This window comes from Taklimakanibacter deserti (assembly GCA_003574785.1).
In genome coordinates this window covers 83,013-99,338 of the sequence record QORU01000014.1, presented here as the reverse complement: position 1 = coordinate 99,338, position 16,326 = coordinate 83,013, and the positions used below count along the sequence as shown (strand labels likewise).

The 16,326-nt window shown below is 62.1% G+C and carries 18 protein-coding genes; 11 read left to right on the top strand and 7 right to left on the bottom strand.

Annotated elements, in window-relative coordinates:
* The first annotated feature begins 22 nt into the window (after positions 1-22).
* Positions 23-901, top strand: a complete 879-nt coding sequence (locus DS839_RS26850; protein WP_119273583.1) for a LysR family transcriptional regulator — start codon at positions 23-25, stop codon at positions 899-901.
* Here the strand turns inward: DS839_RS26850 and DS839_RS26845 are convergent.
* From DS839_RS26845 to ehuB (DS839_RS26815), 7 genes are all read right to left on the bottom strand, one after another.
* Positions 898-2,292: an amidase gene (locus DS839_RS26845; RefSeq protein ID WP_119273582.1), complete on the bottom strand. Its 1,395-nt coding sequence runs from the start codon at positions 2,290-2,292 to the stop codon at positions 898-900. The two genes, DS839_RS26850 and DS839_RS26845, sit on opposite strands and share 4 nt — an antisense overlap.
* Positions 2,285-2,500, bottom strand: a complete 216-nt coding sequence (locus tag DS839_RS26840; protein ID WP_119273581.1) for a hypothetical protein — start codon at positions 2,498-2,500, stop codon at positions 2,285-2,287. The genes DS839_RS26845 and DS839_RS26840 overlap by 8 nt, the downstream gene beginning before the upstream one ends.
* A gap of 7 nt (positions 2,501-2,507) precedes the next feature.
* Entirely contained in the window at positions 2,508-3,278 is a 771-nt protein-coding gene (ehuA, locus tag DS839_RS26835) for an ectoine/hydroxyectoine ABC transporter ATP-binding protein EhuA (RefSeq protein WP_119273580.1), read from the bottom strand.
* The gene (ehuD, locus tag DS839_RS26830; RefSeq protein WP_119273579.1) at positions 3,275-3,925 is read right to left on the bottom strand and encodes an ectoine/hydroxyectoine ABC transporter permease subunit EhuD; all 651 of its coding nucleotides are present in this window, start codon (positions 3,923-3,925) and stop codon (positions 3,275-3,277) included. The genes ehuA and ehuD overlap by 4 nt, the downstream gene beginning before the upstream one ends.
* Positions 3,925-4,587, bottom strand: coding sequence for an ectoine/hydroxyectoine ABC transporter permease subunit EhuC (gene ehuC, locus DS839_RS26825; RefSeq protein WP_119273578.1), 663 nt, complete (start codon positions 4,585-4,587; stop codon positions 3,925-3,927). Before ehuC ends, ehuD begins: the two co-directional genes overlap by 1 nt.
* Before the next feature lie 72 nt (positions 4,588-4,659).
* The gene (gene ehuB / locus DS839_RS26820; RefSeq protein WP_119273577.1) at positions 4,660-5,550 is read right to left on the bottom strand and encodes an ectoine/hydroxyectoine ABC transporter substrate-binding protein EhuB; all 891 of its coding nucleotides are present in this window, start codon (positions 5,548-5,550) and stop codon (positions 4,660-4,662) included.
* Positions 5,551-5,566: 16 nt separating this feature from the next.
* The gene (gene ehuB, locus DS839_RS26815; protein ID WP_162918829.1) at positions 5,567-6,412 is read right to left on the bottom strand and encodes an ectoine/hydroxyectoine ABC transporter substrate-binding protein EhuB; all 846 of its coding nucleotides are present in this window, start codon (positions 6,410-6,412) and stop codon (positions 5,567-5,569) included.
* A 377-nt stretch (positions 6,413-6,789) separates the two neighbouring features.
* Here ehuB (DS839_RS26815) and DS839_RS26810 point away from each other — a divergent pair, with 377 nt between their 5' ends.
* The 10 genes from DS839_RS26810 (at position 6,790) to DS839_RS26765 (ending at position 16,302) form a co-directional block, all read left to right on the top strand.
* Entirely contained in the window at positions 6,790-7,878 is a 1,089-nt protein-coding gene (locus tag DS839_RS26810) for a pyridoxal phosphate-dependent aminotransferase (protein ID WP_162918828.1), read from the top strand.
* Positions 7,879-7,885: 7 nt separating this feature from the next.
* Entirely contained in the window at positions 7,886-9,013 is a 1,128-nt protein-coding gene (locus DS839_RS26805; protein ID WP_119273574.1) for a 4-oxalomesaconate tautomerase, read from the top strand.
* On the top strand, positions 9,010-9,723 hold the full coding sequence (locus tag DS839_RS26800; RefSeq protein ID WP_119273573.1) for a PIG-L deacetylase family protein: 714 nt from the start codon (positions 9,010-9,012) through the stop codon (positions 9,721-9,723). The genes DS839_RS26805 and DS839_RS26800 overlap by 4 nt, the downstream gene beginning before the upstream one ends.
* A complete protein-coding gene (locus DS839_RS26795) occupies positions 9,723-10,439 on the top strand; it encodes a 4-carboxy-4-hydroxy-2-oxoadipate aldolase/oxaloacetate decarboxylase (protein ID WP_119273572.1) in 717 nt (238 codons plus the stop codon). Before DS839_RS26800 ends, DS839_RS26795 begins: the two co-directional genes overlap by 1 nt.
* Positions 10,439-10,954: a decarboxylase gene (locus DS839_RS26790; RefSeq protein ID WP_119273571.1), complete on the top strand. Its 516-nt coding sequence runs from the start codon at positions 10,439-10,441 to the stop codon at positions 10,952-10,954. The genes DS839_RS26795 and DS839_RS26790 overlap by 1 nt, the downstream gene beginning before the upstream one ends.
* Positions 10,955-10,956: 2 nt before the next feature.
* Positions 10,957-11,556 (top strand): thiamine pyrophosphate-dependent enzyme, encoded by a 600-nt coding sequence (locus DS839_RS26785; RefSeq protein ID WP_119273570.1) that lies wholly within the window; start codon positions 10,957-10,959, stop codon positions 11,554-11,556.
* Between the two features lie 12 nt (positions 11,557-11,568).
* Positions 11,569-12,996 (top strand): aldehyde dehydrogenase family protein, encoded by a 1,428-nt coding sequence (locus tag DS839_RS26780; protein WP_119273569.1) that lies wholly within the window; start codon positions 11,569-11,571, stop codon positions 12,994-12,996.
* A gap of 153 nt (positions 12,997-13,149) precedes the next feature.
* Positions 13,150-14,001, top strand: coding sequence for an ectoine/hydroxyectoine ABC transporter substrate-binding protein EhuB (ehuB, locus tag DS839_RS26775; RefSeq protein WP_162918827.1), 852 nt, complete (start codon positions 13,150-13,152; stop codon positions 13,999-14,001).
* A gap of 31 nt (positions 14,002-14,032) precedes the next feature.
* The gene (locus tag DS839_RS26770) at positions 14,033-14,644 is read left to right on the top strand and encodes a DUF1989 domain-containing protein (protein WP_119273567.1); all 612 of its coding nucleotides are present in this window, start codon (positions 14,033-14,035) and stop codon (positions 14,642-14,644) included.
* 56 nt (positions 14,645-14,700) lie between these two features.
* The gene (locus DS839_RS26765) at positions 14,701-16,302 is read left to right on the top strand and encodes an ABC transporter substrate-binding protein (RefSeq protein WP_119273566.1); all 1,602 of its coding nucleotides are present in this window, start codon (positions 14,701-14,703) and stop codon (positions 16,300-16,302) included.
* Positions 16,303-16,326: the final 24 nt, after the last annotated feature.

Here is a 16,326-nt window from a genome sequence, read left to right as displayed (position 1 = left end):
ACCGCTATGATATGTTCTGCATATGGAACTTCGTCATTTCCGTTATTTCGTGGCCGTCGCCGAGGAACTGCATTTCCGCCGCGCGGCGGAGCGCCTGAATATTTCGCAGCCGCCGCTCAGCCAGCAGATAAGGCTTCTCGAACTGGAGCTCGGCACCGAACTCTTCGAGCGCACCAACAAGCGCGTCGCGCTGACCCAGGCCGGCCGCTTGTTCCTGCCCGAGGCGCGCGCTGCGATCGCGCAGGCAGAGCACGCGGCCGAAGTTGCGCGGAAAGCCGAGCTCGGCGAATTGGGCGAATTGCGCATCGGCTTTTTCCCTTCGGCACCGCTGCTTCCGGAAATCGCCAAGGCGATCCGGACCTATCGCGAGAAGAACAGCGGGGTCAGCCTCATCCTCAACGAGCTCGAAAGCCGCGAGCAGATCATCGCTCTTGCCGAGGAGCGCGCCGACATCGCCGTGGTGCGCAGCATCACCGCCCCGATCCTGCCGGCGGGCATTGTCTCGCGGCTGATCACCGAGGAGCCTCTGGTCGTGGCACTGCGCGCCGATCACGCGCTCGGCAAGCGCCGCGTCATCTCGATCGAGCAATTAGCGGACGAGCCCTTCGTCTTCTATGGCGACAAAATGGGCGTCGTGCTGCCGCAGATCGTGCTCGAACTGTGCCGCAGTGCCGGCTATGAGCCGCGCGTCAGCCAGCTTGCCAATGCCAATACGACGATGCTCGGCCTGGTCGCGGCGGGCGTCGGGATTGCCATCATTCCGCGCGCGCTGGCCCACCTTGCGCATAAGGATGTCGCGATCCGCCCCCTCAAGCAGCCGAAGGCAACGATTGCCGCCTGGGTCTTGTGGGATTCGCGCCGGCAATCGCCGCTGGTCGAGAAATTTCTCCGGCTGATCTAGCCCAGCGAGGGCTGTCGCTTGTGCCAGTCGGTGACGCGTTGATAGGCGTGAGCCGCCGTGAGCACGCCCGCTTCGGCAAAATGCCGACCGATGAGCTGGAAGCTCGCCGGCAAGCCGCTGGCGGTGAAGCCCGCCGGAATGCTGGCCGCGGGCAGTCCCAGATAATTCATCGCGCGCGTGAAGTCCATGATGTCGCTGGCGCCGGTTCCGGCCTCGCCTTCCTTATCCTCAGCGATCGAAGGAACGGGAACCGGAATGCAGGGCAGAAGCAGCAGATCCGCTTTGGCGAAAGCCCGCTCGACGAAGCGTCTCGCGATCTTGCCGCGCAGCGTCAATGCCTCAGCGTAGCGTGTCGCGGGCAAATGCAGGCCGGTCTGCAGCCGGCTCAGCACATGAGGCGAGAAGTCCTCGGGCCGCTCGGCCACTTCGCGCCGGTGCTGGGTCGAAGCCTCGACCACCAGCACGGTGCGGTTCAGCACATTGACAGGCTCGAACGCGTCGATGTCGGCCTCGACGATCCGTGCCCCCAGATCTCTGAAGACCGCCTGGCTGCGCTCAAGGATGGCCAGAATCTCGGCATCGACACGCGCGAGCAAGGATTGAGGAAGGACACCGATGATTGGCGCTTTCCATGGCCGCCTGATCGCCGCCGAATAATTCACATGCGGCGCATGCAGTGTCACCGGATCGGACACATCCGGTCCGGCAATGACATCGAGCAGCAGCGCGCAATCGGCCGCACTGTGCGCCATCGGGCTGATGCAATCGAGCGATGAGGCCAGCGGCAGGACCCGATCCTTGGCAATGAGGGAATAAGTCGGCTTGATGGTGGTGATGCCGCAGGCGCCGGCCGGCGCGCGGGCCGATCCGCCGGTATCAGAGCCCAGTGATGCCGGCACAAGTCTTCCGCCGACCGCGGCGGCCGAGCCGCTCGATGATCCGCCGGTGATGAAGTCCGTGTTCCATGGGTTGCGGCAATAGCCCAGATGCGCGTTGTAGCCGGTCGGGCTGAGGCAGAGCTCCGACATATGCAGGCTGCCGAGATTGATCGCCCCCGCCTGCTCCAGCTTGCTGATGGCGCTGGCCGTGCCTATCGCGCGGTAATTGGCTCTCACTTTCGAGCCCGCCGCCACGATGCGGCCCGCAACATCGAACGCATCCTTGTGCGCCATCGGCACACCGTGCAAGGGGCCGCGGCTCGCCCCGCGGGCGCGATCCTTGTCGGCCCTTTCGGCCGCCTCCATCGCCTCATCGCGATATGTCGCGACAGTGCAGTTCAACTTGCGCCCAGTCGTTTCGAGGGCGTCAAGGCTAGTTTGCGTCGCGTCCCGCGCGCTCACATCGCCGGCCGCGAGCAAAGCCGCCAGGTCACAGAGCTCGAGCTCAAGCATTTGCCTCGGCCTCCGCCTTTTGCGCCGCTTCGATCAGCAGCTTGGTGAAATCGGAAGCCGAGAGGTCCGGCTCCATCTCTTGCGCCGCCAATTCCCGCACGAGATCATTGGTCTGACGCGCCAAAAGAGCGGTGGCTGGTGACAGCCAGTCGGTTCTGCCCAAACCTTGCAGTCCGGGCATGCCGTCGTCAGCTTGATCAGGCTTCATGCTGTTCTTATCCCTGCAATACGGCATTGAGGAACGCGCGTGTGCGCTCGCTGTCGGGCCGGGTGAATACTTTCTCAGGCTTGCCTGCCTCGGCGATGCGCCCGTTCTCGAAAAACAACACGCGATCGGCGATCTCGCGGGCAAAGCCCATCTGGTGGGTCACCATGATCATCGTCAGATCATGCTCGTGGGCCAGCATTCTGAGGACATTGAGCACCTCACCGACAAGCTCAGGATCAAGCGCTGATGTTACCTCGTCGAACAGCATGATGCGTGGCCGGAGCGCCAGCGCGCGTGCGATTGCGACACGTTGCTGCTGCCCGCCCGAGAGCCGGCCCGGATATTCGTGATGCTTGTCCTTGAGCCCGACAAGCGCCAGGAGCTCCTCCGCCCGCGCTTTGGCTTCCTTGGCAGGGAGGCCGAGCACGGAGCAGACCGGGTTCATGACATTCTTCAGCACCGTCCAGTGGGGGAAGAGGTTGAACTGCTGGAAGACCATGCCGACCTTAGAGCGCATCTTGCGCAGATGCGCTTCATTGGCCGGCACCAGCCTGTCGCCCTTTTTCATATGCCAGAGCGGCTCGCCATCGATCTCGATCTCCCCGCCATTGATGCGCTCAAGCGTCATGATCGTGCGCAGCACGGTCGACTTGCCCGAACCGCTCGGACCGATCAGCGCTACCTTCTCGCCTTGCGCCACTTCCATATTGAGGCCATCGAGAACGGTCAGCGGACCGAAGCTCTTGTGCACATCGGTAAGTTTGACGATCGGACTCATCGCGCGAGCCTCCCTTCAAGAATTCGCACGCCGGCGGAGGCAATCAGGCTCATGGCCAGGAAGATCAACCCGACGAGCGTCATGGGCTCGACATAGAGGAATCTCTCCGAAGCGATGATGTTGGCCGTTTGCATCAGTTCGATCACGGTTATCGATGCAAGGATCGGCGTATCCTTGAACATCACGATCATATAGTTGGTGAGGACAGGCACCATTGGCGGCAAGGCCTGCGGCAGGATGATCTCCGCCATGGCCCTTGGCTTGGAGTAGTTGAGCGCCACCGCCGCCTCCCACTGTCCCTTGGGCACCGATTCGAGCCCGGCGCGGTAAACCTCGGCGATATAGCAACTGTAGTGAATGCCAAGCGCGATCACGCCCGTCGTGAAGGGGGGCAGCGTGATGCCGAAATCCGGCAGCACGAAGAACAGGAAATAGATCTGAATCAGGAGCGGCGTCGAACGGATGAACTGGGCCACCGCCCAGATCGGCCAGGAAATCAGCCGCAGATGCGACCGCAAGGCAAGAGCCAGGATCAAGCCGCCGATCAGCGCGACGAACATCGCGAGGAATGTCGCTTCGACCGTGATGATCGAGGCCTTGAGGAGAAGCGGCAGAATCGCGCGCGCATATTCGATATCGAAGGGCATTAGCGCAGCCCTCCCCTGTCGAGCCCCGTGCTCGCCCACCTCTCGAGAAGCCGGAAGAATCCGGTGATCACGAGCGCCATCAGGAAATAGCTGATCAGAACCACGGTGAAGGGCTCCATCGTGCGCATCGTCGTCTGCTGCAAGGTCAAGGCCTGGAACGAAAGGTCATGCACGGTGATGAGCGAGACGAGAGCCGTCACCTTGAGGAGCTCGATCATCAGATTGCCGAAAGGCGGCAGCATGAGCGGGATCGCCTGCGGGACGACAATCAACCATAGTGTCTGGAGTCTCGAATAGTTGAGCGCGCAGGCCGCTTCGCGTTGCCCCCTGGGCACGGCAGCAACGGCCCCACGCACGATCTCGGCGCCATAGGCGCCGCTGCACAGGCCGAGCGCCAGAATGGCCGTCGTGATCGGCTCGAGATGGATATCGAAGAAGGGCAGCACGAAAAACATCCAGAAGAGCTGGACCAGGAGCGCCACGCCGCGGAACACCTCGATGTAGATGAGCGCTATCCAGCGCACGATGGCGAACCGGGAAAGCCGTGCGAGGCCTGCCGCGAAGGCCAGCACGAAAGCGAGCGCTCCTGCCGCCAGCGTTATCTCGATGGTGTTGAGCGCGCCTTCCAGCAGCACCCAGCGCGCCTCGTAGATCAGCGACATCAAACGACCCTTCGACCTGTGCCTGCGGGCGCCGTGCCGGCAACGGAACAGCGCACCGCCAGCACTCACCCGTTACTCAGCACACGCCTTCTCGGTCGTCATGCCGGGCTGGACCATATCATCCTTGGTCAGGGCATACTTGTCCATGAGCGCGGCATATTCCGGCGTATCGCGGAAGGCGACAAGCCGCTTGTTGATCTCGGCAAGCAGGTCCTGGTCGTCGAGCCGGACCGCGAAGCTCCCAATGCCGTATCTGGGCTTGCCGTCGACGACCGGCTGCTCGAAGGGATGCGCCCTCTCCACGCTGTCGTCCTTAAGATTGCGCAGTTGCGTCTCGAGGACGATCGCCACGTTGACAAAGGCGTCGGCACGGCCGGCCTTCACCGCAGCATAGCCGCTGAGCTCGTCCGGAATGGTGACGATCTGCTCGTCCTTGACGCCCAGCGCCTTGGCGTTGTCGCGCAAGCCGGTGCCACCTGCGGTATTGGCTAGCTTGAGCGAGGGGTCCTTGGCGATATCGGCATAGCTGTGGAGCTTCTTCGGATTGCCCTTCGCCACGGCAATGGCGTCACCCAAGACATAGAGCGGCTCGGCGAAGGCCACCTGCTTGCAGCGGTCGGGACGAATATAGATCGCTGACGTCACCAGGTCGAAACGCTTGGCGACGAGGCCCGGAATGAGGCCACCGAAATTGGTGAGCCCGCCATCGAGATCCTTTATGCCCATATCGGTGAAGACATGGCGCAGCACTTCGATATCGAAGCCGGTGAGCTCACCATCGGGCGTCGCATAGGAGAACGGCGTTTCGTTGGCGAAGCCCACGCGAATGGTGCCGCTCGCTTTCGCCTTTTCGAGCGTGTCTCCGGCATGCGCCGCGATCGTCATCATGGCGAGAGCAGATGCAAGCGATAGTGCGGCGGCCGCCAGATGGCGGGCCGTCAATCTTTTTACTGTGTTCAACATCGGTCTTCCTCCCTTGTTATTCGGTGCAGGCTTTTTCGGTGGTCATGCCGGGCTTGACCGCTTCGTCCTTGGTCAGCGCGTATTTGTCCATCAGCGCGGCGAATTCAGGCGTGTCGCGGAAGGCAACAAGCCGCTGGTTGATCTCAGCGAGGAGATCCTGGTCGTCGAGGCGAACCGCATAGCTCGCGAGGCCGCGGGGCTTGCCGTCGCCAAAATCCGGTTGCGCGAAAGGATGGGCCCGTTCGAGGCTGTCGTCGTTCAGATGACGCAGCTGTGTCTCGAGAATGATGGCGACATTGACATAAGCATCGGCGCGCCCGGCCTTGACCGCCGCATAGCCGCTCGTATCGTCGGGGATGGTGACGATCTGCTCGTCCTTGACTCCCATGGCCTTGGCATTGTCGCGCAAGCCCGTACCGCCTGCCGTATTGGCCAGCTTCAGTGACGGATCCTTGGCAATGTCGGCATAGCTGTGCAGCTTTTTGGGATTGCCCTTGGGCACCGCGATCGCGTCACCCACGACATAAAGCGGTTCGACAAAGGCCACCTGCTTGCAGCGGTTGGGCCGGATATAGATCGCGGGGATGATGTCGAAGCGCTTGGCGGCGAGACCGGGAATGAGACCGCCGAAATTGGTGAGTCCGCCTTCCAGGTTCTTGATGCCCATATCCGCGAGGACGTGCCTCAGCACTTCGATGTCGAAACCGGTGAGCTCGCCATCGGGTGTGGCATAGGCGAGCGGCGCCTCATTGGCGAAGCCGACACGCAGCGTGCCGCTCGCTTTCGCCTTGGCGAGCGTGTCACCGGCCTCAGCGTCGATTGCCGCGGCGGACAGTAGTGACAGCGCCGAAATGGCCGCCACTGCGAGGTGCCGAGTTGTACGTCGTGCTGCTGCCTTCAGCATTGATGTCTCTCCCCGTTGTTGCTGGCACCTGTTTCGGCGCTCGTTAACCTGGCGAATAATTGACAACAATTTTGTCATCTTTGTCAAGACAGTTATCGCATCCTCATTCTATTGTTCACTTAAGCTACTGTTTAACATATACAATATTAAACTACAAATTTTATCCAACGGACCAGCCATGCGAAACTGCGATTCAAAATATTGTTGACAAAAATGCTGACCGCATTCTACGAAAGAGGGAAAGCACAGCATCCAAGGGACGACAGAAGACGATGCCGAGAGACCGCGCCATTGCTCACCGCGTAGCGAGCCTTCGCCCTTCCGCAACGGTCGAGATGACGGAGAAAGTCCGTGCCGCGAAGGCCGCCGGCCGCCGCATCCTTTCGCTGGCAAGCGGCGACCCCAACATCCCGACCGATCCGCGCATCATCGAGGCGGCGCATGCGGCACTCAAAGCCGGTGACACCCGCTACGGCCCCGTGCTCGGCGATCCGAGGCTGCGCGCCGCGCTCGCCGCGCATGAGCAACGTCGCTCCGGCGCGCAATATGAAGAAGCCGACATCATCATCACGCCCGGCGGCAAATTCGCCCTGCTCACGGCTCTCATGGGTATTGTCGAACCCGGTGCCGAGGTGCTGGTGCCCGAACCCGGCTGGGTGAGCTATGGTCCGTGCGTCGAGCTCTGCGCCGGCAAGCCGGTGCTCCTGCCCATGCTCGATCGCATCGGCCTTCCGGCCCTCGAAGCCGCCATCACCGAGCGCACGGTCGCGGTCATCGTCAACTCCCCCGTCAATCCAACTGGCCGCGTCATCACCCAGAAAGAGATCGACGGCCTTGTCGATCTCGCCGAACGCCACAAACTGTGGATCGTCTTCGACCAGGTCTATTCGGATCTCGTCCACGACACTTCCTTTCCGACCCCGCAAGGGACAGCAAAGGGCCGCGCCTTCACCTTCGTCGTCGACAGCTTCTCCAAGACCTTCGGCATGACGGGCTGGCGGCTCGGCTATCTCGCGGTGCCGCCGGGCCTGTCGAAGCCTATCAGCCGTTTCATTCAGCATTCGATCTATTGCGTGCCCGGTGCGGTCCAGGCGGCCGGCCTCAAGGCTCTGCAAATCTACGACGAGGTCCTGCCCGGCTACCGGGAGATGTTTCGGCGCCGTCAGCGCGACGCGGCGGCCCGGCTCGATGCCGTTCCCGGCATCAAATGCGCAGCACCGAACGCCTCTTTCTACCTCTTCCCTTCTGTCGCGGCCGACGACCGCGCGCTGGCTGCACGCTGGCTCGACCAACATGATGTGGCAACCGTCCCCGGCTCCGCTTTCGGCGGCACAGGGTCAGGCCACTTGCGCCTGACCGTGACCGCGTCGGACAAGGAGATCGATGAGGCGCTCTCTCGCATCGCGGCAGCGGGCGTAGCGTGAGGCGGCCATGAGCAGCGGCCTCACCGAAATCCCCTGCACCTTGATGCGCGGCGGCACCTCCAAGGGCCCGTTCTTCCTCGCCCAGGATCTGCCATCCGATATCGCGACGCGCGACCGCGTCCTCCTGGCGGCGCTCGGCTCACCGGACACGCGGCAAATCGATGGTGTCGGTGGTGCTGATCCCTTGACCAGCAAGGTCGGGATCGTCTCGCGCTCATCGCGCAGCGATGTCGATCTCGAATTCCTCTTCGCGCAAGTGAGCGTCGACAAGGCGCAAGTCGATACCACGCCCAATTGCGGCAACATGCTCGCCGCGGTCGTTCCCTTCGCGATCGAGCGTGGCTTGATCGCAGCGCGTGACGGCTCGACGACGGTTCGCGTATTGACTCTCAATACCGGTACTATTGCCGACATCACCGTCGAGACACCGGCCGGTGCGCTCACTTATGTCGGCAACACCCGTATAGATGGCGTTCCTGGAACGCATGCGCCGATCTCGATCGCCTTCCGTGACACCGCAGGCTCGGTCTGCGGCAAGCTGCTGCCGACTGGCAATACGCTCGATGTCATCGATGACGTGCCATGCACGCTGATCGACAATGGCATGCCGGTCGTCATATTGCCGGCCGAGCGGCTCGGCATCACGGGCCATGAGACACGCGATGCGCTCAATGCCCATGGCGACCTCAAGACCACGCTCGAGCGCATCCGCCTCAAGGCTGGCATGCTGATGGGCCTCGGCGATGTCGCAGCGAAACCCATTCCCAAGATGACCTTGATCTCACCGCCGCGTGCCGGCGGTGTGGTCAATACACGCACCTTCATCCCGCATGTATGCCATGCGAGCATTGGCGTGCTCGGTGCGGTGACCGTGGCCACCGCCTGCGTGCTGAAGCGCTCGGTGGCCCAAGGCATTGCCGCAGCATCCTCCTCCGGCCCGATGTCGATCGAGCATCCAAGTGGGGAATTCACGGTCGATCTCGACATGAGCGAAGGACCTGAAGGACCACAAATCATCAAGGCCGCACTCATCAGGACGGCGCGCCGGCTGTTTTCGGGCTCGGTCGCCGTGCCGCGCTCGCTCTGGGCGGGTGCTGATCAGTTGAAAAGAACTATGAAGGGAGAAGCCGCATGACGGCCAAAACAGGATTGATTGTCAGCGCGCATTCCGCCGACTTCGTGTGGCGTGCCGGTGGCGCCATCGCGCTCCACGCTGCGCGAGGCTATCATGTGCGTGTCGTCTGCCTGTCATTCGGCGAGCGCGGTGAATCCGCCAAGCTCTGGCGCGAAAAGGACATGACGGAGGAAATCGTCAAGCGCGAGCGGCGCAAGGAGGCTCTGGCTGCCGCGCAAATCCTCGGCTGCGAGGTGGTGTTCCTCGACCGCGGCGACTATCCGCTCACCTCCGACAAGGAGCTGCTCTTCACGCTGGTCGATCACTTCCGCGAGCTCATGCCGAGCTTCGTGCTCTCGCATTCGCTCGCCGATCCTTATAATTTCGACCATCCGTTGGCGACGCATCTGGCCCAGGAAGCCCGGATCATCGCCCAAGCCCACGGCCATAAGCCCGGAGGCAGCGTCCTCGGCGCGCCGCCGGTCTATCTCTTCGAGCCGCACCAGCCCGAGCAATGCGAGTGGCGGCCGGAAGTGTTCCTCGATATCGGCCCGGTCTGGGACAAGAAGCGCAAGGCCTTCGAATGCATGGCCGCGCAAGAACACCTCTGGGAATACTATACCCGCACGGCGCTGCAGCGCGGCAACCAGGCGGCGCGCAATACCGGCCGGAAGGTCATCTATGGCGAAGCCTATCAGCGCGTATTCCCCGATCTCGTGGAGCACTTCTGATGAAGCCCGTCGCGATAAGAAATATCCCGCGCGCCGATGCCCATGTCATTGCGCGCCTTGGCGCCGCCGGCGTCTCCACGGCTCATGAAGCCCAGGGACGCACCGGACTCGCCAAACCCTATCTGCGACCTGCCTGGCCCGGCGGAACGGCTTTCGGCAGCGCCGTCACCGTTCTGGCGCGGCCGGGCGACAACTGGATGATCCATGTCGCGGTCGAGCTTTGCAAGGAAGGCGATGTGCTGGTTGTCGGGCTCAGCTCCGACAATGCCGACGGCATGTTCGGCGAGTTGCTGGCGACATCGCTCATGGCGCGCGGCGTGCGCGGGCTCATCATCGATGCCGGCTGCCGCGATGTCTTCGCGCTCAAGGAGATCGGCTTCCCCGTCTGGTGCCGCGCCGTCAGCGCGCAAGGCACCGTCAAGGCCTCGCTCGGCGCCGTCAATGTGCCCGTGGTGGTCGCCGGCGTCTTGGTGGATCCCGGTGACGTCGTCATCGCCGACGATGATGGCGTGGTGTTCGTGCCGCGCCTGACGGCGAGCGACATCGCCGAAAAATGCGACGCGCGGCTTGCCAAGGAAAGCTCGGTCCGCGCCCGGCTCGCCAAGGGCGAGCTCGGACTCGATATCTATGGCATGCGCGATGCGCTTGCCAAAGCGGGCCTCGTCTATCTCGACGATGCGAACGCGCTTGAAGGCCCTAATAGGAAGGACGCATAATGCCTTACTGGTACGAGACCGTCATCGAGGTCTTCAAGCGCAACGAGATCCGCCTTGTCACCTATGTGCCCGACAAGGTGCTGGCGCCGCTTATCAAGGCCATCGAGGCGGATGATTATTTCACGAGTTTCATCCCGGCGCGCGAAGAGGAGGCGCTGGGCATCGTCTGCGGCGGCTGGATGGGCGGCATGCGCGGCATCGTGCTCATGCAGACCAGCGGCTTTGCCACGCTCGCCAATGTTCTGGCCTCGCTCGCCGTGCCCTATCAGATCCCGCTTCTCATGATGATCTCGGAACGCGGCACGCTTGGCGAGTTCAATCTCGGCCAGGCCATGGTCTGCCGCACCATGCGGCCGCTCCTTTCTTCGCTCGGCATCGAAACCTACACGCTGTCGCGGCGCGACGAGCTCGACTTCATGGTCGACCGAACGATCAGTCAGGCGCTCGCCACGCATGCCCCGGCGGCCCTCATCCTTTCACCCTTGCTCACCCACGCCAGACGTCAGGAGGCCTGACGATGACCGTCCATGCCGCAATAGCCGAGCCGCGACTGAGCCGCTTCGATCTCACCTGCAGGCTCGTGTCCCGGCTGAAGAATGACGAGGCCGTCGTCGGCGGCATCGGCAACAGCAATTTCGATCTCTGGGCCGCAGGCCCTCGCCCGCAGAATTTCTATATGCTCGGCAGCATGGGGCTCGCCTTCCCCATCGCTCTCGGCCTGGCTTTGGCGCAACCCAATCGCCGCATCGTCGCCATCGAGGGCGACGGTTCATTGCTCATGCAACTCGGCTGTCTCGCGACGATTGCGGAACGCTCACCATCCAACCTGACCCTGCTCGTCATGGATAACGGAACCTATCAGATCACGGGCGGACAGAAGACTGCGACGCATCACGGCGCCGATCTTGTTACGATCGCTCGCGGCTGCGGGATCGCCGACAGCAACTGGGCGGCGGATACGGAAGAATTCGAAGACCTGTTGGGCACCGCGCTTGCCGGCGATCGCCCGCATGTGATCGCCGCGAAAATCGACGGGGCTTCTGGTCGCGAGACCACGGATCGCGATCCGGCCTGGATCCGCGACAGCTTCATGCGCGGCCTTGGCACGCGAAACTAGGAGCGGGCATCCATGTCTCAGGCGGCGGAGCTGCGCTCGTTCATTGGCGGTGGCTTCGTGCCGGGCGGCCAAAGATTCGAGGTCAAAGACAAGTATCTCGGGACCCGGCTCGCGGAAGTGAACACGGCGAGCGACGCTAACGTCGAGCTTGCCCTATCTACCGCCGAGCGCGCCTTTCGCACCGATGTCCCGGCCCCCGCGCGCCGCTTCGAGATCCTGTCGACTGCTTCCCGACTACTCAGCGAGCGCCGCAATGCTTTCGCCGCGATGCTGACGGCCGAGGCCGGTTTCACGCTCGCAGACGCCGCCAACGAGGTCGATCGCGCCGTGCTGACTCTCAGCCTCTGCGCGGACGAGGCTCGCCGCATCGCGGGTGAGATGGTCCCGCTCGCCGCCTCGCCGCGCCAGGAGAACCGCGTCGCCTTCACCATCCGCATCGCCATTGGCGTCGTTTGCGCGATCACGCCGTTCAACTCGCCCTTGAATGTCGTGCTGCACAAGATCGGACCGGCCCTGGCGGCGGGCAATGCCGTGATCCTGAAGCCATCGGGCTTGACACCCCTCACTGCGCAAATGATCGCGGAGCTTTTGATCGAAGCTGGCCTGCCGGCGGGGCTGATCTCGGTGCTGCATGACAGCAAGGGAGAGGCGGCACGCGCACTGCTCGCCGATCAGCGTGTCGGCTTTTATACCTTCACCGGCAGTACCCGCGTCGGCAGGCTGATCCAGAATGCCGCCGGCCTGCGCCGCACTCAACTCGAGCTCGGCAGCATCGCCAGCACCATCGTCTGCGCCGACGCCGATCTCGAACGCGCACTGCCCAAGATCGCCAACGCCGGCTTCCGCAAGGCAGGACAGGTGTGCACATCCGTGCAACGCCTCTATGTCCAGAGCAAACGCTTCGAGCAGGTACGTGACAGTCTTGTCGATCTTGCCCGGCACATGCCCGCGGGCGATCCGCGTGACAGCGCAACGCGCATCGGCCCCATGATCTCCGATGAGGCCGCAAGTCGCGTCGAAGGCATGTTGCGCGAAGCCGAAACATCCGGTGCCGGGATCTGCTGTGGCGGCGTCCGAACCGGACCGGTGCTCTCCCCGACAATCCTGACGAATGTAAAGGCGGGGCTGCGGGTACTGGATGAGGAGATCTTCGGCCCGGTGCTGTCGATCCTTCCGTTCGAGTCGCTCGATGAGGCCATCGCTTCCGCCAACGCCACCCCATTCGGTCTTTCCGTCGGGTTGTTCACGCAAGATCTCTCCACCGCCCTTCCCTCCGCCATGAAGCTCCGCTTCGGCTCGGTTCATATCAACGAGACCTCAAGTGCGCGGGCCGATGCGATGCCTTTTGGCGGGGTCAAGGACAGCGGCTTCGGGCATGAGGGCCCGAAATATGCCGTCCGGGAATACACCGAAGAGCGCCTCGTCACGCTCACGGCGTGACGAATTTGCTCACATCAACCCTTGACTGATGGCAATATTGTTGACAATATAGATGTCATAATAGTTATCAAAAAAGCTACGTTGGGTTGAGGTGTTTTATGACGCCCACCAGCGCATTCAAGGGGAGAGAACATGCGTCGAGCCTTATTGCGCATGAGAACCGCTTTTGTCGGTCTGATGCTTGTCAGCGGATTCTCGGGTGGCGCTTTCGCCGAGACGACCCTCGAAAAGATCAAGGCACAAGGCAGCATCCGAATGGGCTTCACCAATGAAGCGCCCTTCGCCTATGCGACGCCGGACGGCCAATTGACCGGTGTCGTCATCGATGTCCTGCATCAGATCTTCGACAAGATGGGCGTCAAGGAATTCGACGGCGGTCTCACCACCTTCGGCGGCCTCATTCCTGGCCTGAAAGCCAAGCGCTTCGACCTCGTCACCTCATCCATCTACATAAAGCCTGACCGCTGCGCCCAGGTCGCCTTCGCCGAACCGCTCTATATTCTGGGAGACGGCATTGTCGTGACGGCAGGCAATCCGAAGAAGATCCACAGCTATGCCGACATCGCAAAAGATCCGACGATCAAGCTCGCTTATACGGTCGGCGGCACCGGTATTACCGACAACGCCAAGGCGATGGGCGTGAAGGACGAGCAGCTTGTCGCGGTCACCGACGACCCTGGCGGCTATGCCGCGGTCCAGGCGGGCCGCGCCGATGGTTTCGCCAATCCGGCGACCATCCTCGAAGGCCAGCTCAAGGCACTCGGTGATTCCGGCCTCGAGCGCGCTTCGCCCTTCGAGCAGCCCTCCGAGAACGGCAAACCGCGCTATGGTTTCGCGAGCTTCGCGGTGCGGCTTGAAGATCAGGACCTGCTTGCCGAGATCAACAAGCATCTGGCGGAGCTGCGGACCCGGCCGGAATTCATGGCGATCATGGAGAAGTATGGCTTCACCAAAGACGATATGATTCCAGCGGGTGTGACGACCACGAAAATTTGCGCGGGCTAGCCTGAGAAACCGGCAGACGGAAGGAACATATATGTCAGAACTAGGTTTGATTCCGGCGCGGCACGGCAAAGCGGTATTGCTGCGCAGAGGCGAGACGATCGAAGTCATCAATACACATGGCCATCAGGCGGTCGATACCTGGGCCTTCAACGCCAGCGATGTGAGCGAGATGATGTCGATGGAGCACACCCGTTCCGTCAACAGCCGCGTCTATGTCAATGAAGGCGACACCCTCTCCAGCAATCTGCGCCGCCCGATGCTCACGATCGTCAACGATACCACTCCCGGCCGGCACGATGCTCTTCTCTGTGCCTGCAACCAGTCCGTCTATACCGAGCTCGGCGCCAAGGAATACCACCGGAACTGCCAGGACAATCTCGCCGAGGCCTTGCAGGAGTTCGACGTCACGCCACCGACGACGCCGAGCCCGCTCAACCTGTTCTTCAACGTGACGGTCGGCCCGAAAGGCGAGGTCCTTCGCCAGCCGCCGGTCACCAAGCCGGGCGATCTGGTCGCGCTCCGCGCTGAGATGGACTTGTTCGTCGTGTTCTCGAGCTGTCCGCAAGATATCACGCCCGTCAACGGCCCGGCGCGCACGCCGCGCGATGCTCACTACAGGATCATTTCCGACCGCCAGAGATGACGCTCTCCTACCGATTCGCAACTGATTGAACAGGGACTTCGAAGGAGATACCCGCAATGAGCGAATTCGAGCACAAGCTCAAGATAGCGACACGCCTTGCCGGCAAGAGCAAGGTCTCACGCCGCGACTTCGTCCAACTCGCCCTGGCGGCAGGCTTCACGGCCGCCGCCGGCAATGCGATGTTCATCAAAGCGGTGCGCGCCGAACCAAAGAAGGGCGGCTCAGCCCGCTTCGGCCTCGCGCACGGCGCCACCACCGACACACTCGATCCAGTGGGTTACCCCGACACTTTCACCCAATGTGCCTTCTGGGGTGGATTGTCGAACAGCCTCACCGAAATCGACGCCAAGGGCGATATCGTTGCCGATCTCGCCGAATCCTTCGAGCCTTCCGATGGCGCCAGGAAATGGGTATTCAGGCTGCGCAAGGGCGTGACTTTCCACCATGGCAAGACGGTCACACCGGATGATGTCGTGGCTTCATTCCGCCATCATATGGGGCCTCAATCCAAATCAGCCGCCAAGTCGCTGCTCGAGCCGATCACCGACATCAAGGCGGATGGTCCGGAGAATGTGATTTTCACGCTCAAGGACGGCAGCGCCGACTTCCCCTATCTGGTAAGCGACTATCACATCCCGATCATGCCGACCAACGACGGCAAGTCAGACTGGCAGTCCGGCATTCGCACCGGCCCCTTTACACTGGAGAAATTCGAGCCGGGCCTGTCCGCACGACTCAAGCGCAACCCGAACTACCACAAATCGAACCAGCCCTATCTCGATGAGGTCGAGTTCATCGCCATCACCGATGTGACGGCGCGCACCAATGCGTTGACCACGGGCGCGGTGGACTGGATCGGTCGCGCCGATCTAAAAACGCTTGACCTCTTGAAGCGCAATCCTGACGTCGAGCTCCTCGAGCTTTCGGGGTATGGCCATTATGTTCTGCCGATGAACACGACGGTGGCGCCTTTCGACAACAACGATGTGCGCATGGCCATGAAATACGCGATCGACCGTGACGAGATCCAGAAGAAGATTTTCCGCGGCCATGCGACGGTCGGCAACGACAATCCGATACCCAAGTCGGTCAAATATGCGATCGACCCCGAGCCCAGGCACAAATACGATCCCGACAGGGTCAAATTCCATCTGAAGAGGGCAGGCCTTGACAGCCTGAAGGTCGATCTCTCCGCCGCCGATGTGATCTTTGCAGGCGCCGTCGATGCGGCCATCCTCATCAAGGAGACGGCGGCCAGATGCGGTATCGACATCAATGTCGTGCGCGAGGCGGATGATGCCTATTGGGACAATATCTGGATGAAGAAGTCCTGGTGCGTGGCGTCGTGGAGCGGCCGCCCGACCGCCGACTGGATGTTCTCGACCGTCTATGCCGCCGATGCGGCTTGGAACGAGACCTTCTGGAAGAACAAGCGCTTCAATGAGCTACTCCTGCAAGGCCGCGCCGAGCTGGATGAAGCCAAGCGTGCGGCCATTTACGCCGAGATGCAGCAGCTCGTGCATGATGATGGCGGTGTCATCGTCCTCGTCTTCAACAACTTCGTGACCGCCAATTCAAGGAAGCTTGCCCATGGCGATGTCGCCGCCAATTGGGAGAATGACGGTCTGAAGATCGCCGAGCGCTGGTGGCTGGCATGATTGATGGGGCCGCCTTGATGCGGC